15 protein-coding genes are annotated in these 18,301 nt (G+C 72.2%); 9 read left to right on the top strand and 6 right to left on the bottom strand.

Going from position 1 to position 18,301, the window contains the following annotated elements:
- Positions 1-63: 63 nt before the first annotated feature.
- From ACV530_RS15510 to ACV530_RS15500, 3 genes are read left to right on the top strand one after another with little or no spacing between them, the layout of a single operon-like run.
- The gene (locus ACV530_RS15510; RefSeq protein ID WP_494333023.1) at positions 64-567 is read left to right on the top strand and encodes a cysteine dioxygenase; all 504 of its coding nucleotides are present in this window, start codon (positions 64-66) and stop codon (positions 565-567) included.
- Positions 568-610: 43 nt separating this feature from the next.
- Entirely contained in the window at positions 611-1,579 is a 969-nt protein-coding gene (gene cofD, locus ACV530_RS15505) for a 2-phospho-L-lactate transferase (RefSeq protein ID WP_494333022.1), read from the top strand.
- On the top strand, positions 1,576-2,892 hold the full coding sequence (locus ACV530_RS15500; protein ID WP_494333021.1) for a coenzyme F420-0:L-glutamate ligase: 1,317 nt from the start codon (positions 1,576-1,578) through the stop codon (positions 2,890-2,892). Before cofD ends, ACV530_RS15500 begins: the two co-directional genes overlap by 4 nt.
- 435 nt (positions 2,893-3,327) lie before the next feature.
- On the opposite strand, the gene ACV530_RS15495 is transcribed toward ACV530_RS15500, so the two are convergent.
- From ACV530_RS15495 to ACV530_RS15485, 3 genes are all read right to left on the bottom strand, one after another.
- Positions 3,328-4,308, bottom strand: coding sequence for a DNA-3-methyladenine glycosylase family protein (locus tag ACV530_RS15495; protein WP_494333020.1), 981 nt, complete (start codon positions 4,306-4,308; stop codon positions 3,328-3,330).
- Positions 4,309-4,497: 189 nt separating this feature from the next.
- Positions 4,498-5,580 (bottom strand): mannose-1-phosphate guanylyltransferase, encoded by a 1,083-nt coding sequence (manB, locus tag ACV530_RS15490; protein WP_494333019.1) that lies wholly within the window; start codon positions 5,578-5,580, stop codon positions 4,498-4,500.
- A gap of 83 nt (positions 5,581-5,663) precedes the next feature.
- Positions 5,664-7,145 (bottom strand): peptidoglycan recognition protein family protein, encoded by a 1,482-nt coding sequence (locus ACV530_RS15485; protein WP_494333018.1) that lies wholly within the window; start codon positions 7,143-7,145, stop codon positions 5,664-5,666.
- A 128-nt stretch (positions 7,146-7,273) separates the two neighbouring features.
- Between ACV530_RS15485 and ACV530_RS15480 the strand changes: the two genes are divergently transcribed.
- The 4 genes from ACV530_RS15480 (at position 7,274) to ACV530_RS15465 (ending at position 12,954) form a co-directional block, all read left to right on the top strand.
- A complete protein-coding gene (locus ACV530_RS15480; RefSeq protein ID WP_494333017.1) occupies positions 7,274-8,026 on the top strand; it encodes a TIGR03089 family protein in 753 nt (250 codons plus the stop codon).
- Positions 8,027-8,125: 99 nt separating this feature from the next.
- Positions 8,126-9,337, top strand: a complete 1,212-nt coding sequence (locus tag ACV530_RS15475; RefSeq protein ID WP_494333016.1) for an LCP family protein — start codon at positions 8,126-8,128, stop codon at positions 9,335-9,337.
- A 145-nt stretch (positions 9,338-9,482) separates the two neighbouring features.
- Positions 9,483-11,234, top strand: a complete 1,752-nt coding sequence (locus ACV530_RS15470) for an LCP family protein (RefSeq protein WP_494333015.1) — start codon at positions 9,483-9,485, stop codon at positions 11,232-11,234.
- 109 nt (positions 11,235-11,343) lie between these two features.
- The gene (locus ACV530_RS15465) at positions 11,344-12,954 is read left to right on the top strand and encodes an LCP family protein (RefSeq protein WP_494333014.1); all 1,611 of its coding nucleotides are present in this window, start codon (positions 11,344-11,346) and stop codon (positions 12,952-12,954) included.
- Here ACV530_RS15465 and ACV530_RS15460 read toward each other — a convergent pair.
- Complete coding sequence (locus tag ACV530_RS15460; RefSeq protein ID WP_494333013.1) at positions 12,932-13,954, bottom strand: glycosyltransferase family 2 protein; 1,023 nt, start codon at positions 13,952-13,954, stop codon at positions 12,932-12,934. The two genes, ACV530_RS15465 and ACV530_RS15460, sit on opposite strands and share 23 nt — an antisense overlap.
- A 147-nt stretch (positions 13,955-14,101) precedes the next feature.
- Between ACV530_RS15460 and ACV530_RS15455 the strand changes: the two genes are divergently transcribed.
- Positions 14,102-15,586: an LCP family protein gene (locus ACV530_RS15455; RefSeq protein ID WP_494333012.1), complete on the top strand. Its 1,485-nt coding sequence runs from the start codon at positions 14,102-14,104 to the stop codon at positions 15,584-15,586.
- Between the two features lie 35 nt (positions 15,587-15,621).
- Here the strand turns inward: ACV530_RS15455 and ACV530_RS15450 are convergent, their stop codons facing one another.
- Entirely contained in the window at positions 15,622-16,179 is a 558-nt protein-coding gene (locus ACV530_RS15450; protein WP_494333011.1) for an acyl-CoA thioesterase, read from the bottom strand.
- Positions 16,180-16,298: 119 nt separating this feature from the next.
- Here ACV530_RS15450 and ACV530_RS15445 point away from each other — a divergent pair, with 119 nt between their 5' ends.
- Positions 16,299-17,393: an LCP family protein gene (locus ACV530_RS15445; RefSeq protein WP_494333010.1), complete on the top strand. Its 1,095-nt coding sequence runs from the start codon at positions 16,299-16,301 to the stop codon at positions 17,391-17,393.
- Between the two features lie 16 nt (positions 17,394-17,409).
- On the opposite strand, the gene ACV530_RS15440 is transcribed toward ACV530_RS15445, so the two are convergent.
- Positions 17,410-18,207 (bottom strand): VOC family protein, encoded by a 798-nt coding sequence (locus ACV530_RS15440; protein WP_494333009.1) that lies wholly within the window; start codon positions 18,205-18,207, stop codon positions 17,410-17,412.
- Between the last annotated feature and the right edge of the window lie 94 nt (positions 18,208-18,301).

Raw genomic sequence — 18,301 nt, 5'->3', positions numbered from 1 at the left:
CGCTCCGGCGTACCACCCTGCGCTGCGCGCCACCCGCACCTCTTCCGCCGAGGAACCCTTTTCATGAACAGCGACGTCCAGATCGCCGGCGACCCGCTCGCCATCCCGCACCTCATGCCGCCGCCCGCCGCCCACCCCCGCACCGTCGCCGAGTTCGCCGGCCTGGCCCGTACGATCGCCGACCGTACGGACTGGGCCGGTCTCGTGCGGTACGACGCCGTCAGCCGCTGGTACCACCGGCTGCGCACCGGCCCGGGGTACGAGGTGTGGCTGCTCAGCTGGGTGCCCGGCCAGGGCAGCGGGCTGCACGGCCACGGCCCGTCCTCCGGGGTGCTCACCGTCCTGCGCGGTGCGCTGACGGAGCTTCACGAGACCGCCGGGGGCACCGTGCGGCGCGGCCTCGGGACCGGCGCCCAGCGGGTCTTCGCCCCCGGCTACGTCCACGAGGTCGTCAACGACTCGCTCGAGCCCGCGGTCAGCCTGCACATCTACTTCCCGGGCCTGACCGAGATGCCGCTGCACCGCCCGCAGAGCGCCGAGGCCGGGACCGTGACCGTGTCCGGGTAGACCCCCCGCGGCCCCCAACCCCCCTGCTGACAGACTGCATTCCATGCAGCAGCGCATTGTGGTTCTGGCCGGCGGGATCGGGGGCGCCCGCTTCCTCCGCGGCCTGAGAGCAGCAGTCCCCGACGCGGACATCACCGTCATCGGGAACACCGGCGACGACATCCACCTCTTCGGCCTCAAGGTCTGCCCCGACCTCGACACGGTGATGTACACCCTCGGCGGCGGCATCCACGAGGAGCAGGGGTGGGGCCGGGCCGGCGAGTCCTTCGCCGTGAAAGAGGAACTGGCCGCCTACGGGGTGGGCCCGGAGTGGTTCGGGCTGGGCGACCGCGACTTCGCCACGCACATCGTCCGCACCCAGATGATCGCCGCCGGCTATCCGCTCAGCGCCGTCACGGAGGCGCTGTGCAAGCGGTGGCAGCCGGGAGTCCGGCTGCTGCCCATGTCCGACGAGCGCGTCGAGACCCACGTCCTGGTCGACGCCCCCGACGGCGAGGGCCGCAAGGCGATCCACTTCCAGGAGTACTGGGTACGGATGCGCGCCGCGGTGCCCGCGCGCGCGATCGTCCCCGTGGGGGCCGAGCAGGCCAAGCCCGCGCCCGGCGTGCTGGAGGCCGTCGCGGCGGCGGACGTCATCCTCTTCCCGCCCTCCAACCCCGTCGTCAGCGTGGGCACGATCCTCGCGGTGCCGGGGATCCGCGAGGCGGTCGCGGACGCCACGGCCCCGGTCGTCGGCCTCTCCCCGATCGTCGGCGGCGCGCCCGTGCGCGGCATGGCCGACAAGGTCCTCGCGGCCGTCGGGGTCGAGGCCACGGCCTCGGCGGTGGCCGCGCACTACGGCCCGGACCTCGTCGACGGCTGGCTGGTGGACACGGTCGACGCGGCGGCGGTGGCCGAGGTCGAGGCGGCGGGCATCCGCTGCCGCGCCGTGCCGCTGATGATGACCGACACCGAGGCCACGGCCCGGATGGCCGCCGAGGCGCTGGCGCTGGCCGAGGAGGTGCGCGCGTGAGCGAGGTCCCGGCGTTCCGGGCGTGGGCCCTGCCCGGCATCCCCGAGATCCGCCCGGGCGACGACCTCGCCAAGGTCGTCGCCACGGCCGCCACCGCCGAGGAACTCCCCGGGCTCGCCGACGGCGACGTGGTGATCGTCACCTCGAAGATCGTCAGCAAGGCCGAGGGCCGCGTCCTGCGGGCCGAGGACCGCGAGGCCGCGATCGACGCCGAGACCGTACGGCTGGTCGCCCGGCGCGGGACCCTGCGCATCGTCGAGAACAAGCTCGGCCTCGTCATGGCCGCCGCCGGCGTCGACGCCTCCAACACCCCCGACGGCACTGTGCTGTTGCTGCCCGAGGACCCCGACGCCTCGGCGCAGCGGATCCGCACCGGGCTGCGGGACGCGCTCGGCGTGGACGTCGGCGTCGTCATCACCGACACCTCCGGGCGGCCGTGGCGCGGGGGGCTGACGGACATCGCGATCGGCGCCGCCGGGGTGCGGGTCCTGGAGGACCTGCGGGGCGGCACCGACGCACAGGGCAGGCCGCTGGTGGCGACCGTCGTGGCCACGGCCGACGAACTGGCCGCGGCCGGCGACCTGGTGAAGGGCAAGGCCGGCGGGCTGCCGGTGGCGGTCGTGCGCGGCCTGGCGCACATCGTGGCGGACGACGCCGAGGGCGCGCGGGCGCTGGTGCGCGGGTCCGCGCACGACATGTTCCGGCTGGGCACGTCGGAGGCCCTGCGCGAAGCGGTGACGCTGCGGCGCACGGTACGGGAGTTCACGGACGCCCCCGTCGACCCCGGTGCCGTGCGCCGGGCCGTGGCCGCCGCCGTGACGGCACCCGCGCCGCACCACACGGCACCGTGGCGGTTCGTACTGCTGGAGTCCGAGGAGTCGCGGGTGCGCCTGCTCGACGCGATGCGGGACGCGTGGATCGCGGACCTGCGCGCGGACGGCCTCCAGGAGGAGAGCATCGCCCGCCGGGTACGACGCGGGGACGTCCTGCGCCGGGCCCCGTACCTGGTGGTGCCCTGCCTGGTGGCGGACGGCGCCCACCCGTACCCGGACGCGCGGCGGAGCACCGCGGAGCGGGAGATGTTCGTCGTGGCGGCGGGCGCGGCGGTGCAGAACTTCCTGGTCGCGCTGGCGGGTGAGCAGCTGGGGTCGGCGTGGGTGTCGTCGACGATGTTCTGCCGCGACGTGGTCCGGGAGGCGCTGTCGCTGCCCGCGGACTGGGACCCGATGGGCACGGTCGCCATCGGCCACGCGGCGGCCCCACCGCGCAGCCGCCCGGCGAGGGACGCGGAGTCGTTCGTGACGGTCCGCTAGCGCCTGCCCGGCACCGCCGGACTCCCCCGCCGTAGCCGGTCGCCGCTGCGGCGGGGAACAGCTCGCGGCTCCGCCCCGAACCCCCCGAGCCGCCGGGCACCCAAGCGGGCAGCCACTGCGCCACGCGGCGACGCCCCGCTTGCACTTGTCCGGCAGGTCTTCGCCCTTGGGCATGACCGGTTCGGCACCGCCGGACCCCGCCACCGTGGCCGGTCGCCGCTGCGGCGGGGAACAACTCGCGGCTCCGCCCCGAACCCCCCGAGCCGCCAGGCACCCGAGCGGGCAGCCACTGCGCCACGCGGCGACGCCCCACGGGAGAGCTCCGCACCGCGCAACGCGGCGGAGTGACGCCGCTCAACCCAGCGACCCCGCTGTGCGGCCGTCCGGCCCGCTGGCCGCCGACGGCGGCCAGCCACCCAACCGGAGGGCTCAGCCTCACACCTGGGGGTAACGGGTGGTGCGGGAGGGTCTACCGACGCCCCGAAGGGCGTGCCCCCCGACGCACCCGCAGGTGCAGGCCCGCACCGGGAAGCGCGGCGCACGGCGCGGCGGGGCGACGCCGCTCAGCAGGATCAGGCGGCACGCCCGGTGCCGCTGTCCGGCGTACGGCGCGAGCAGCTCGAGCATGCGCTCGTCGTCCGCGTCCCGCGTGCCCGTGAGCGCGTAGCCGACGATCCGCGGCAGGTGCAGGTCGCCGACGGTCACCGCGTCGGGCGCGCCGTTGCTGCGCTGGAGCGTCTCGGCCGCCGTCCAGGGGCCGACACCGGGCAGCGCCCGGAGCCGGGCGGCCGCGGCGCCGGCGTCGTCCATCGCCGCGGCCTCCTCCAGCCGCACCGCGGCACGCGCGGCGCGGACGATCGTGGCCGAGCGCTTGGCGTCGACGCCCGCCTTGTGCCACTCCCAGGACGGGATCAGCGCCCAGGCACGCGGCTCCGGCATGACACGCATCCGCCCCGCCGGGCCGTCGGCGGGGCCCGGCGCGGGCTCGCCGAAGCGCGTGAGGAGGAGGCGCCAGGCGCGGTACGCCTCGTCGCTGGTGACCTTCTGCTCGAGGACCGAGGGGATCAGCGACTCCAGGACCAGCCCGGTGCGGGCCAGGCGGAGTCCGGGGTTCCGGCGGTGTGCCTCGTGGACGAGCCGGTGGCGGGGGACGAAGGCCCCGGGGTCGTCCTCCGCGCCGAGCAGGGCGGGGAACCGGTCCAGCAGCCACTCCCCGCCGGGCCCCCAGGCCTGCGCCCGCACCTCGCCACCGCCGTCGGCGAGGCACACGGTGGCGGGGCCCTCCGGGGTGCGGGTGGCCCGCCAGATCCCGGCGGGGGTCACCCGGTACGCGGGGTCGCCGGGACCGCGCGCGAGGACGCCCAGGGTGCGTCCGAGGTCGTACGGGCCCTGCGGGGTCCAGGTACGGGTGGCCATCCGGCCAGGGTACGTCCGGGGCCGGACACCCGGATTGCACCTGCGGGTGCGTCGGGGGGCACGCCCCTCCGGGGCGTCGGTAGACCCTCCCGCACCACCCGTTGCTCCCAGCCGTGAAGCTGAGCTCTCCCGTGGGCGGCCCGTCGGCCCGTCGACGGGCCGACGGGCCGAAGATCCGCCCGGCAGGGCCTACGCGTCGGAGGAGAAGCGGATCGACCCCGCGGGGATCCGCGCGTCGCACCAGACCCGCGCACCCGCCCGCAGCTCGTTGTCGGCGCCGATGACCGCGCCGTCGCCGATGACCGCGCCGTCGAGGACCGTACGGGCCCCGATCCGCGCACCCGCGCCGACGAGGGAGTCGCGGATCACCGCGCCGTCCTCGACGACCGCGCCGTCGAGGACGGTGCTGCCGTCGACGCGCGCCCCGGCTCCGATCCGCGCGCCCGCGCCGACGGCCGTGCCGCCCATCAGCTTGGCGTCCGGCGCCACCTCGGCCGTGTCGAGGACCAGCCGCTCCCCGCAGCGGCCCGGCACCGCCGGGGACGGTGCGCGGCCGAGGACGAGGTCGGCGGAGCCGCGTACGAAGGCCTGCGGCGTGCCGAGGTCGAGCCAGTACGTGGAGTCGACCATGCCCTGCAGGTGCGCGCCCTCGGCCAGCAGGCCGGGGAACGTCTCGCGCTCCACCGAGACGGGGCGCCCCGCCGGGATGGAGTCGATGACCGACCGGTTGAAGACGTACGCACCGGCGTTGATCTGGTCGGTAACGATCTCCTCGGGCGTCTGCGGCTTCTCCAGGAAGGCGGTGACCCGCCCGTCCGGGTCGGTGGGCACCAGCCCGAACGCCCGCGGGTCCTCGACCCGGGTCAGGTGCAGGGAGACGTCCGCGCCGGCCGTGCGGTGGGTGTCCACCAGCGCGCCGATGTCGAGGCCGGTGAGGATGTCGCCGTTGAAGACGAGCACCGGCTCGTCCGGCCCGGAGTCGAGCCGCGAGGCGACGTTGCGGATCGCCCCGCCGGTGCCCAGCGGCTCCCGCTCGGTGACGTACTCCAGCCGCAGCCCGAGCGCGGAGCCGTCGCCGAAGTACGGCTCGAAGACCTCGGCCAGGTACGACGTGGCGAGCACGATGTGCTCGATGCCCGCCGCCCTGGCCCGGGCCAGCTGGTGGGTGAGGAAGGGGACACCTGCCGCCGGCACCATGGGCTTGGGCGTGTTCATGGTGAGCGGACGCAGCCTGGTCCCCTTGCCACCGACCAGAAGAATCGCTTCTGTCACCTTGACGTCTCTGCTTCCTGCTGGAGGCCGGGCCTTGATCGGCGGCCAGTGTATGCAGACCGTACGGACCCGGCCGAGCCCGGTCAGCGGCCCTGGAGCCGGGCCGCGGCGGAACGGATGGTGCCGAGCCGTTCGTAGAGCCGGTCCCCGGGGCATTCGGTGGCGAACCCGTCACGGTGCCCGGAGATGACCTTGATTTTGACCTTCGAGCCCTTCTTGAAGAGGTTTCCGCCCGCGGACACCAGGGTCGCGGTGCCGCGCGGATTGGCGTTGAACAAGCCGAGCTTCCACGCTGTGAGCCGCTCCAGCGCGTCGAGCGCGGCGGAGGACGGACTGTTGGTCCCGTACGTGCCGAGGACGGCGATGCCCATGCTGTTGGTGTTGAAACCCATCGTGTGGGCGCCTCTGACGGCCTTCGCCACGCCACCTGCACGGCCTTCGTAGATCGTGCCGCACTTGTCGATGAGGAAGTTGTAGCCGATGTCCCGCCAGCCGCTGCTGACGACGTGGTAGCGGTAGATACCCCGGATGACGGAGGCCGACTGCGCACAGGTGTAGCTGTTGCCCGAGGCGGTGTGGTGGACGAAGGCCGCCTTCACGCTCTTGGTGTAGGCGAAGCCCTTTTCCCGCAGCGACTCGTCGGCGCCCCAGCCCGCCCGGGTGACGATGCGCGGGCGCGCCCCGGCGTACCCGGAGTAGGCGCCGTTGTCGTTGTCGTCGGTGTCCGACGGCGGGGTGTCGGGCTCGGGGTTCCGGTCGGGGGCGGACCCGTCGGCCGTGCCCGGGCCGCCGGAGGTGCCCTCGCCCGGGTTGATGATGGGCGGCGTCGGGACCGCCCCCTCCCCCTCGCCGGTGCCGCCCGATGTCGCGTCGGCGATGGCCGTCATCACGGCCACCTCGTGCGGCGAGGGCCGGTGCCCGGCGGGGATCTCGGTGGCGCCCAGGGCCGCGAGCGGGGCGTTGGCGACGGAGCTGGCGTCCTTGTCGTCGTTCGGGCCCGGCCCGCCCGCCCGGCGGCCGCTCCGCCCGCCCGGGTCCGCGCCGGGGTCGACGAGCTCGAGCCGCAGGCCGCTGGGCAGCAGCTTGGCGTCGGTGCGGCCCGTCCGGCCGTGCGGGACCACCCGGGCCTCGACGGCGTCGGAGTCGCCGACCCACAGCGGTGCGGTGGCCCCCTTGCGGCCCTCCCGCTCTTCGGAGGTACCGAGGTCGGGCCGGTCCTGGTTCTGGGTCTGCACGTCCTGCCAGCGGGACCAGGTCCGGCTGCCCAGGGAGCGGGTGCGCACCTGCGCGTGGCCGCGCAGCCGTGCGGCCGGACTGTCCCACACGATGCCGACCAGCGAGAAGGGCTTGACCTGCTGCGCCCTGACGCCCTGTCCGCCGCTCGCCCCGTCGGCGGCGCCGAGCGGGGCGAGCGGCAGCGAGCGGGTCGAACCCGCCAGCTTCGGCGCCCCGGGCAGCGCCTTGCCGGGGTCGCCCGGGGAGGCGATACCGGACGTGGCGAGGAACGGCAGGGCGAGGGCGGCGGCGCAGGCCGTGACGGTCGAGGTGACGAGGATTCCACGCATGACAGAAATCCTGGCCATATCTGGACATATATGTCCATTCTTGAGCTGACGGCCAGTCGGCTCGAGACCGGTTCCGCACACACCCGTCCGACTGACCGTCACGGCCCGTGCCACGTACCCTGACGCGCATGCACGCCACCGACCGCACCCCCGCCGACCTGCTGCGTTCCGCACTCGCCGCGGACCCGGGCCGCCCCCTCGTGACCTTCTACGACGACGCCACCGGCGAACGAGTGGAACTGTCCGTCGCCACCTTCGCCAATTGGGTGGCGAAGACCGCCAATCTGCTGCAGGGCGATCTCGCCACCGAGCCCGGCGACCGCCTCGCGCTGCTCCTGCCCGCCCACTGGCAGACCGCCGCCTGGCTGCTCGCGTGCTCGTCGGCCGGCGTCGTGGCGGAGGTGGACGGCGATCCCGCCGCCGCCGATCTGGTCGTCAGCGGCCCGGACGCCCTGGAACAGGCGCGCGCCTGCACCGGGGAGCGCGTCGCGCTCGCCCTGCGCCCGCTGGGAGGCCGGTTCCCCCAGCCGCCGGAGGGCTTCGCCGACTACGCCGTCGAGGTGCCGGGCCAGGGCGACCGCTTCGCCCCGTACGCCCCCGTGGACCCGGACGCGCCCGCCCTCTCCGTGGGCGGCACCGAGCTGACCGGCACCCAGCTGGTCGAACGGGCGCGCGAGGACGCGGCCCGCCTCGGCCTCGGGCCGGGCTCGCGGCTGCTGTCCGGGCTGCCGTACGACACCTGGGACGGCCTCTCCGCCGGGCTCTTCGCCCCGCTCGCCGCCGGGGCCTCCGTGGTGCTGTGCCGCAACCTCGACCGGCTCGCCGAAGGCGGCCTGGAGCAGCGCCGGGAGAGCGAGCGCGTCACCGTGACGGCCCTCTGACGCTGCCGGACCGCGCCGACGGGGTGATGATCGGGCGTACGACCCGGTTCACGGCAACCGTGGACCGGGCACCGTCCACCGCGGAGGAGGACGCCCGCCGTGAACCGCCGCAGCAGCCCGTACGCCACCGGTCCCGCCCCCGAGCGGCAGCGCCGACGCCGATGGCTGCGCTGGCTGGCCGCGGGGCTGGCGGGGCTGGTGCTCGTCACGGCCGGGCTGGGCTGGCTGCTCTACGAGCAGCTCAACGGCAACATCACCACCGACACCCGCACCGCGGACGAGCTGGCGCGCTACGAGCACGAGCGCCCCACAGCCCAGGTGGCGGGCGCCCAGAACATCCTGATCATCGGCTCCGACAGCCGCAGCGGTCCCGGCAACGCGAAGTACGGCGAGGACAGCGGCACCCAGCGCTCGGACACCACGATCCTGCTGCACCTGTCGGCCGACCGGCAGCGCGCGACCGCCGTCAGCCTCCCCCGCGACCTGATGGCGAGGATCCCCAGCTGCCGCCGTCCGGACGGCAGTTACACCAACGAGCACTTCGCCCAGTTCAACTGGGCGTTCGAGTTCGCGGGCGCCGCCTGCACGATCCGTACGCTCGAGAACATCACGAACATCCGGATCACCCATCACATCGTCGTGGACTTCAGCAGTTTCAAACGGCTGGTGGACGCGGTCGACGGCGTCGAGGTGTGTCTCAAGAAGCCCGTAAACGACCACGAGGCCCACCTGACCCTGCCCGCGGGCCGTCAGGTGCTGCACGGGGAACAGGCGCTCGGCTATGTCCGGGCCCGCTACAGCATCGGCGACGGCAGCGACACCGAGCGCATGGGGCGTCAGCAGGAGTTCCTGGGCGCCCTGTTCCAGGAGATGCGCAGCGACGGGGTGCTGCTCAACCCCACCCGGCTCTACCCGGTGCTCGACGCGGCGACCAGATCGCTCACCACGGACGAGGGGCTCGACTCGCTGAAGAAGATGTACGACCTCGTGCGCACCGTGCGCAACATCCCCACCGAGCGCGTCCAGTTCCTCACCGTGCCCCGCAGGCCGTACCCCTACAACCCGGACCGCGACGAGCTGGTGCAGCCGGATGCCGACCAGCTCTTCGAACTGCTGCGCATGGACCGGCCGGTGGCGGTCACCAAGCACGTACGTCCCGCCGACAACAAGCCGGGCGGCAGGCCGCGGTACGACTCCGACGAACCGTCGGACGAAGCGCCGTCACCCTCCCCCACCTCCTCCCTCACACCCGCCCCCTCCCAGACGCCGACCTACGAGGGAACCACCGCGGCCCGAGGCATCTGCGGCTGATGGGATGGATTGACCGGTTATAAGGTGACCGGGATTTGTCACCGGTGTCGCTTGGCGCTGAACTGGGCGATTAATGTGAGTGATCCGTGCGCACGGCCGCGTGAGGCGCGCACTCACCAGTCGACGCCGGAGGATTCAAGCGACCGTGGACGCGCAGGGCCGTGGGCAGGCGGACGGTGTCGACCCCGCCGACCAGTGGGTGTACGACCCCAAGACCGGAAGCTACGAGCTGCGGCTCGACCCCGCCGAGGGAGCGCTGCCCCCTGCCGCGCCGTCACCGTCCCCCCGCGTGCCCGAACAGCCGGGCGGCGGCGGCCGCATGGCGAACAAGAAGGCAGCGGGCAAGAAGACTGCGGGCACGAAGGCAACGGGCACGAAGGCAGCTGGCAAGGCCGCACCGGCAGCGGCCGGCCGCCGCAAGCAGAAGCCGAAGAAGTCGGCGAAGAAGAAGGTCCTGATGTGGACCGGCGGCACGCTCGCCTTCCTCCTCGTGGGCGGCGGCGTCGGCGCGTACCTGATCTACCAGCACTTCAACAACAACCTCGACAAGGTCGACGTCGGCATCGACAACGACGCGGTGCCCGACGGCCCGGTCAACATCCTGGTCATCGGCACCGACAAACGCTCGGGCGCGGGCAACACGGGCTACGGCGACGACGGCAGCGTCGGGCACGCCGACACCACCCTGCTCTTCCATGTCTCCGAGGACCGGTCGAACGCGACGGTCGTCTCGATCCCACGCGACATGATCACCGACGTCCCGGAGTGCCCCACCAAGCAGCCGGACGGCTCGACCAAGAACATCCCGGGCTCGAAGAACGTCCGCTTCAACGAGAGCCTGGGACAGGAGGCCCGTGACCCGGGCTGCACCTGGCGCACCGTCGAGAAGATCACCGGCCTGAAGATCAGTCACTTCATGATGGCCGACTTCAACGCGGTCAAGAAGATGTCCTCGGCGGTCGGCGGCGTCGAGGTGTGCCTCGCCAAGGACATCAACGACCCCAAGTCCCACCTCAAGCTGAGCAAGGGCCGGCACGAGATCGAGGGCGAGGACGCGCTCGCGTTCGTCCGCACCCGGCACAGCGTCGGCTTCGAGAGCGACCTGGACCGCATCAAGCTCCAGCAGCAGTTCCTGAGCTCGATGATCCGGAAGATGAAGTCCGGTGACACACTGTCGGATCCCACGAAGCTCTACGCCCTGGGCAACGCCGCCACCAAGTCGCTCACCGTCGACACCGGCATAGGCTCCATATCCAAGCTCACGAGCCTGGCCAAGGAGCTGAGCAAGGTGAACCTGAAGAACATCACCTTCACCACGCTCCCGGTCCTGGACAATCCGGCCGACGGCAAGGTCCGCAAGACCGTCATCATGGACAAGGCGAAGGCCGATCCGCTGCTCGAGATGGTGCGCGGCGACGTCTCGCTCACCGAGGTCAAGCAGAAGGAGAAGCAGGCCAAGGAGGAGCAGGACGCCAAGCAGGAGGCGCTCCTCAAGGGCCCGCGGGCCGACGCCTCGAGCGTCCGGGTCAAGGTGCTCAACGGCTCCGGCAAGGTGGGCGCGGCCCAGGTGACGGCCGCCTGGCTGCAGAACTCCCAGAACATGCCGCGCGCTTCGAACGGCGGCAACGCGCCGGACAAGAAGGTCGCCAAGACGGTCCTGGAGTTCGCCCCCAACCAGGCCGACCAGGCGCGCCGCCTCGCGGACGCGATGGGGCTGCCCGCCGACGCCCTCCGTCAGGGCACGGCGAACGCGGCGCCCACCGCGGACATGACGCTCACCCTCGGCGCGGACTTCAAGGGCGCCGGCACTCCGGTCAAGGCCCCCAAGGCGCCGTCGAAGGCGCCCGAGGGAATCCAGAAGATCGAGGCGGACGACAAGAACATCTGCGCGAAGTGAACCTTTCGCACAGGCTTGCGCATCTCTTTGCTCAACACCACAGTCACCAGGTAGCTCACGCCTGTGCCCATCGGGCCGGCCGGACACACCGCACTCATGGGGAGGCCCGATGGGAGAGAAAAAGGCGCCTGGAGAGAAGCCCGGGGAGAAGCCTGGAGAGAAGCCCGGAGGGAAGAAGGAGCGCAGCAGGACGGTCCGGATCCTGCGATGGAGCGGGCTCTCCCTCGCCGTCCTCACCGTCGTGGCGTCCACGGGCGCGTACTTCTACTACGAGCACCTCAACGGCAACATCAAGAAGGGCGCTCTCAACCTCAGCGACAAGCCGCTCGACCGCAGCGTCCCCAACTCCGCCGGCCAGCGCCCGCTGAACATCCTGCTCGTGGGCTCGGACAGCCGCGCGAGCAAGGAGAACCAGGACCTCGGCGGCGCCCGCGATGACGCCGACCGGCCGCCGCTCGCCGACGTCCAGATGCTCCTGCACGTCTCGGCCGACCGCAGCAACATGTCGGTCATCAGCGTCCCGCGGGACACCCGGACCGCGATCCCCAAGTGCACCGACCCGTCCGACGGCAAGGTCTACCAGGCGACCGACACCCAGATCATCAACACCAGCCTGCAGAACGGCGGTCCGGGCTGCACGGTCGCCACCTGGGAGGCTCTCACCGGCATACCCGTCGACCACTTCATGATGATCGACTTCGCCGGTGTGGTGAGCATGGCCGACGCGGTCGGCGGCGTCCCGGTCTGCGTCGACAACAACGTCTACGACGACAAGTCCGGCCTGCGCCTGGCCAAGGGCACGCACACGGTCAAGGGCGAGCAGGCCCTCCAGTGGCTGCGCACCCGCCACGGCTTCGAGGACGGCAGCGACATAGGCCGTACCCACGCCCAGCACCTCTACATGAACGCGATGGTCCGTCAGCTCAAGGGCGGTACCAAGCTCTCCGACGCCGGCCAGCTCACCGACCTCGCCGAGGCGGCCACCAAGGCGCTCACCGTCGACAAGGACCTGGGGTCGGTCAAGAAGCTCTACGACCTGGCGAACGACGTGCAGCGCGTGCCGTCCGGCCGGATCACCATGACCACCATGCCGTGGGTCCAGGACCCGCAGGACCCGGACGCGCATGTGATACCCAAGCCCGGCGATGCCGACAAGCTCTTCTCGCTCGTCCGCAACGACATCGCGCTGGACGGCAAGGACAAGAAGAAGGACGACAAGGGCTCACGCCCCGCCGCTCCCGACGCGGCGAGGAAGGGCATCGAGGTGACCGTGCAGAACGGCACCGGCACCGCCGTCCTGCCCCCGGCCACCGGCCGTGGCTCGGACATCGCCGCATACCTGGTGAAGCAAGGTTTCGCCAAGGCCGTCGCCGACTCCACGCCGAGGGCCCAGGCGGACACCACGATCACCTACCCCGAGACCGCGCAGCGGCCGGAGGCCCTCGCCGTGGCGAAGGCCATCGGCCTGCCGGAGAGCGCGGTGCGGATGTCCCCCTCCGCAGAGCGGGTGACCCTGGTCGTCGGAGGGGACTGGCGCAAGGGCACGGCCTACCCGAAGCCCGACGACGGCGCGAAGGACGACGGTGCGAAGGACGACGGGAAGCAGCCGAAGGAGGACAAGCGCAAGCCGGACGACAACAAGGCCCCCGAGAGCGCCGATCCGCTCAACGGGGACGACAAGTCGGCCTGCATGAAGGTCAATTCGCTGAACCGCTTCTGACCGCCGGGCGGCGGCTCGCGATGACCTTGCGGGCGAGCGACCGCGGGCTCGTCAGGAAGCCGTAGCCCCACGACATGTGCATCGTCGCCAGGGCCACGGGGATCCACGCCCGGGCCCTGGGCGGCAGCCCCTTGCCGGCCGGCACCGACCCCGCCACGATCGCGGCGAGGTACCCGGCCGGCACAACCAGCCCCCACGGGGTGACCGTCACGCCCACGACCGTCCCCGCCGCGATGGCGAGCAGCGCGGCGGGCGGGGCGAGGTAGCGCAGGTTGATCGAGCCCTTGTGGTAGCGGGAGACGACGTGCCGCCAGCGGCCGTACTCCATGTACTGCCGGGCGAGCTTGCGTACGTTCGGGCGCGGCCGGTAGTGGACCTTCAGCTCCGGGGAGAACCAGACCAGCCCGCCCGCCTCGCGGATGCGGAAGTTCAGCTCCCAGTCCTGGGCGCGGATGAACTCCTCGTTGTATCCGCCCTGTTGCTCCATCGCCTCGCGCCGGAAGATGCCCAGGAACACCGTCTCCGCCGGGCCCGCCGCGCCACCGGTGTGGAACGCCGCGTTGCCCACGCCGATCTTGGAGGTCATGGCGGCCGCGACGGCCTTCTCCCAGTCGTTCTCCCCCTCGGCGAACATGATGCCGCCGACGTTCTGGGCGCCCGTCTCCTCCAGCAGCCGCACGGCCGTTTTGATGTAGCCCGGCGAGAGCAGCCCGTGCCCGTCCACCCGCACGATGACCGGGTGCCGCGACGCCTTGATCGCCGCGTTAAGGGCGGCGGGCGTACGGCCCGTGGGGTTCGGCACCGTGTGCACCCTGGGGTCCTCGCGCACGAGCTCGGCGGCGATCTCGTCCGTACGGTCCGTGGACGGGCCGAGGGCGATCACCACCTCGAGCTCACCGGGGTAGTCCTGCTCCAGGATGTGCTGCACGGAGGCTCGCAGATAGCGCTCCTCGTCGAGCACCGGCATGATCACGGAAACGGGGGGATGCTGCTCTGGCATGGCGGCCACGTTACCGCCAACGGGGGACGCACCCCGCCCCGCCCGGGTGGCCGGGCCCCTCACCGGCGGCGTGGGGCCGCGAGCTGTTGATCGTATGGACCTACCGTGTCACCGGTTTCTGCCCGCATAGACGCGGAGGTGCTCGACATGACCGCACCGGCTCTCCCCCGCCGCCCGCACCGGGCCCGTCACGGCGCGAAGCCCCGCCCCCGCTGGGGACTGCGCCTCGCGGCCGGAGCCGCCGTCGTGGTGCTGGGCACCGGCGGCATCGGGCATGCGATGGTCAACGGGATCAACAGGGGCATCGGCCGCATCGACCCCTTCGGCGGGCTGTCGAACCGGCCGGACAACAGCCAGGGCGTGAACTTCCTCCTCGTCGGCACCGACAGCCGCGACACCATCACCGAGGACGAGCGCACCCGCTTCCACCTGGGCGGGGACCCGTGCCACTGCACCGACACGCTGATGCTGGTCCATCTCTCCGCCGCCCGTGACCGGGCCACGGTGGTCAGCCTCCCGCGCGACACCTACACCGTGCTGCCCGAGCGCACGGACTCCGCGGGCCGCGTCCATCCGGCCCACCCGCAGAAGCTCAACGCCGCCTACGCGGAGGGCGGCCCGGGGCTGACCGTCCGCGTCGTCGAGCAGCTGACCGGGCTGCACATCGACCACTACGTGGAGGTCGACTTCACCAGCTTCATGAAGACCGTGGACATGCTGGGCGGGGTGGAGGTGTGCACGACGCGTCCGCTCAAGGACCGTTTCAGCGGGCTGGACCTGCCGGTCGGCACCAGCACCCTGGGCGGCGGGCAGGCCCTGCAGTACGTCCGCTCCCGGCATGTGGACGGCAGCTCGGACCTCGGCCGGATGCGCCGGCAGCAGCGCTTCGTCGCCGCGCTCCTGCACAAGACGACCAGCACCGGCATGCTGCTCAACCCGGTCCGGTTCCACGACGTCGCCACCACCCTCCTCGGCTCGGTCCGCGCCGACCGGGGCCTGACCAGCGACGAGCTCGTCGAGCTGGGCCGCACGCTCAAGGACCTGACCCCGTCCTCGTCGGAGTTCACCTCGGTGCCGGTCGCCGTGGTGGACTTCCCGGTGCCGCACGTGGGCTCGACGGTGAAGTGGGACGAACAGGGGGCGGCCCTGATCTTCAAGGCGCTGCGCGAGGACCGGCCGATCGTCCTGCGGCCCGCGCGCCACGGCCAGGACGGCAAGGCGACGTCGAACAAGCTCCGCGACCAGCCCCCGACCACCGTGGGGATGTCGCCCGGGCAGATCCACGTCCACGTCCTCAACGGCACCGGCCGGGCCGGCCTGGGCGCCGCCACCGACCAGGAGCTGCGCGGCACCGGCTTCTCGACCACCGGCATGCCGACCAACGCCCCGCACGTGGCGCGCACGATCATCGACTTCGACCCGCGCTGGGACCGCTCGGTCCGGGTGGTCGCGGCGGCCCTGCCCGGCGCCGAGCTGCGGGCGGTGACCGGACAGGGTCCGTTGATGCTGGTGACCCTCGGCGCCGACTTCGTGGGCGTCCACCGGGTGCACTACCAGGAGCCGCTGCCGGTGAAGCCCGGCAGTCCGCAGGCGGTCACGGGCGACCAGGTGGCCTGCGGGGACGGAACGTGACCCCCGCCGTGAGCACCGTCAATCCGTGAGCACCGTCAGTCCGTGAGCCCCTCGGCGGCGCGGTTCTCCCGCAGCTCCTTGATCGCGCGGCGCCGGGCGAGCCGGTGCGTGCGCCGGATCTGCGCCTCCTGGTAGCGGCGCCGGTCCTCCTCCGTCTCCGGGACCACCGGCGGTACGGCGCGCGGCCTGCCGTCCTCGTCGACGGCGGCGAAGACGAGGTAGGCGCTGCCGACCTGGGTGGCGGGGGTGGATTCGTTCCACCGCTCGGCGAGGACCCGGACACCGATCTCCATGGAGGACCGGCCGGTCCAGTTGACCTGCGCCTTCACATGGACCAGGTCTCCCACGCGCACCGGCTCCAGGAAGGCCATCTCGTCCATCGACGCGGTGACGGCGGGGCCCTCGGAGTGCCGTCCGGCGACGGCGCCCGCGACATCGTCCACCAGCTTCATGATCACGCCGCCGTGCACGGTCCCCAGCAGGTTCGTCTCGCTGCTGGTCATGATGTGGGAGAGCGTCGTGCGCGAGGCCGAGATCGGCTTGCCGGGTATGCCAGGCGTGTCGTCCGCCGTGCTCCGGTCCTGAATGGTCATGTACTCCACTGTATGCGCGGCGTTCCCACGCGCTCCGATTGCATCAGCTCTGCTACAGCCCTGCCCCGGTCCTGTTCCTCGGGGCGAGCCTCCGTGCACCTCCGGGCACACTGGCACTCATGAACGAGTGGACCGACCCCCAGCGCCGGCCCGCCCGCGACGGCTACACCACAGGCCAGGTCCACGGGCGCGGCAGCGGCACCCCCCGCACCGCACGGAAGCCGAGGCCCCGCTGGGGCAGGCGGATAGTCATCGGCCTGCTCGTGCTCGTGGCCTTCCTGCTGGCCGTCTCGGTCGGCACGTACTTCTGGGCCGACTCGAAGCTGCGGCGCGAGGTCGACCTCGGGAAGATCCAGGACCGCTCCCCCTCCGGGAAGGGCACCAACTACCTCATCGTCGGCTCCGACAGCCGCGAGGGCCTGTCCGACAAGGACAAGGAGGAGCTGCACACCGGGTCGGACGACTACGGCAAGCACACCGACTCGATGATGATCCTGCACACGGGCGACAACGGCACGACGATGCTCAGCCTGCCCCGTGACTCGTACGTCACCATCCCCGCCTTCACCGGGGAGAAGTCCGGCAAGCACTACCCCGCCGCCACGCACAAGCTCAACCAGGCGTACGGGGACGGCGGCGCCGAGCTGCTGATCCGGGCCGTCGAGTCCAACACCGGCCTGCACATCGACCACTACGCGGAGATCGGCTTCGGCGGCTTCCGCGATCTGGTGGACTCGCTCGGCGGTGTGGACATGTGCATCGACAAGCCGATCAAGGACCGGGACTCGGGCGCCGACTTCAAGGCGGGCTGCCAGACCCTGGACGGCCGGCAGTCGCTGGCCTTCGTGCGCCAGCGCCACCAGGAGGCCGACCAGGACCTGGGCCGGATGCGCAACCAGCAGAAGTTCCTCAACACCCTGGCCAAGCAGGCCGCTTCACCCTCCACGGCCCTCGACCCCTTCACGCTCTACCCCGTCATCAGCTCCGGCCTCGACACGCTGATCGTCGACAAGGACATGGAGCTGTGGGACCTGACCTCGATGTTCTGGGCGATGAAGGACGTCACGGGCGGCGACGGACAGCAGCTGACCGTGCCGATCTCCAACCCGGACATGACGACGCGCGACGGCTCGGCGGTGAAGTGGGACGCGGTGAAGTCGAAGCAGCTCTTCGACCGGCTGAAGAACGACCAGAAGATCGACAAGGCCTCGTAGCCCGGACCTCCTCGGCTCAGGCCTCCTCGGGCGGGACCGCCTTGATGACGGCGAAGATCCCGCCCTGCGGGTCCTGCACCACGGCCATCCGCCCCGCGTCCATGTCGAACGGCGGCTTGAGCACATTGCCGCCCGCCCGGACGAGCGCGGCGACCGTGCCGTCGGTGTCGTCGACCTGGAAGTACGTCATCCAGTGCGACGGCACGTCCTCCGGGAGGTCCGGGATGTTCCTCAGCCCCTGCATGCCGCCGACGACCTTGCCGTCCACCTTCAGGACGTAGTAGCCGGGCATGCTCTCCATGGGCTCGACGGCGACGCCGAGGGCGGCCGGGTAGAACGTCCTGGCCGCCTCGGGGTCGGTCGTGTCGAGCTCGTTCCAGATCACCGAACCGGGCGCGTTGACGACCTCGGCACCGAAGAAGTCCCTGGGCTCCCAGATCCCGAACACGGCGCTCGTCGGATCCGACACGATGGCCATGCGCCCGAAGGTCAGCACGTCCATCGTGGGCATCATGACCATGCCCCCGTGCTCGGTGATCGCCGCCGAGGCGGCGTCCGCGTTCTCCACCGCCAGATAGGTCGTCCACACGGTCGGCGCCGGGGTCTGCCCCTCCTGCGACACCGACGGCCCGATCCCCGCCACGGCCCGCCCGTTCAGCGTGCACACCGCGTACCCGCCGGTCTCGGGCGGCCCGGGCTCGCCCTGCCAGCCGAACAGGTCCCCGTAGAAGTTGAGCGCCGCCCGCTGGTCGGGTGCCATGAGATCCACCCAGCACGGGGTGCCGGGAGCGTACGGTCTGATGACCTCGGACATGACGAGCCTCCAGGCACGGTGCGGGCCCCCACGGCACCACCCTGGCGGCTCCCGTACGGCCCCGCCACCGGGCGGGGCCGTACGGGCGCGGGCT

The sequence above is a fragment of the Streptomyces sp. SX-6 genome (assembly GCF_059089585.1).
The sequence above is the reverse complement of the archived record's forward strand: the minus strand, read 5'-3'. Positions and strand labels throughout refer to the sequence as shown.

Excerpts from the sequence above, each read along its gene's own strand:
- ACV530_RS15440 (WP_494333009.1), bottom strand. The coding sequence starts at position 18,207 with ATGTCCGAGGTCATCAGACCGTACGCTCCCGGCACCCCGTGCTGGGTG.
- ACV530_RS15465 (WP_494333014.1), top strand. The coding sequence starts at position 11,344 with ATGGGAGAGAAAAAGGCGCCTGGAGAGAAGCCCGGGGAGAAGCCTGGA.
- ACV530_RS15495 (WP_494333020.1), bottom strand. The coding sequence starts at position 4,308 with ATGGCCACCCGTACCTGGACCCCGCAGGGCCCGTACGACCTCGGACGC.
- ACV530_RS15450 (WP_494333011.1), bottom strand. The coding sequence starts at position 16,179 with ATGACCATTCAGGACCGGAGCACGGCGGACGACACGCCTGGCATACCC.
- ACV530_RS15455 (WP_494333012.1), top strand. The coding sequence starts at position 14,102 with ATGACCGCACCGGCTCTCCCCCGCCGCCCGCACCGGGCCCGTCACGGC.
- ACV530_RS15510 (WP_494333023.1), top strand. The coding sequence starts at position 64 with ATGAACAGCGACGTCCAGATCGCCGGCGACCCGCTCGCCATCCCGCAC.
- ACV530_RS15485 (WP_494333018.1), bottom strand. The coding sequence starts at position 7,145 with ATGCGTGGAATCCTCGTCACCTCGACCGTCACGGCCTGCGCCGCCGCC.
- ACV530_RS15480 (WP_494333017.1), top strand. The coding sequence starts at position 7,274 with ATGCACGCCACCGACCGCACCCCCGCCGACCTGCTGCGTTCCGCACTC.
- ACV530_RS15445 (WP_494333010.1), top strand. The coding sequence starts at position 16,299 with ATGAACGAGTGGACCGACCCCCAGCGCCGGCCCGCCCGCGACGGCTAC.
- ACV530_RS15460 (WP_494333013.1), bottom strand. The coding sequence starts at position 13,954 with ATGCCAGAGCAGCATCCCCCCGTTTCCGTGATCATGCCGGTGCTCGAC.
- cofD (WP_494333022.1), top strand. The coding sequence starts at position 611 with ATGCAGCAGCGCATTGTGGTTCTGGCCGGCGGGATCGGGGGCGCCCGC.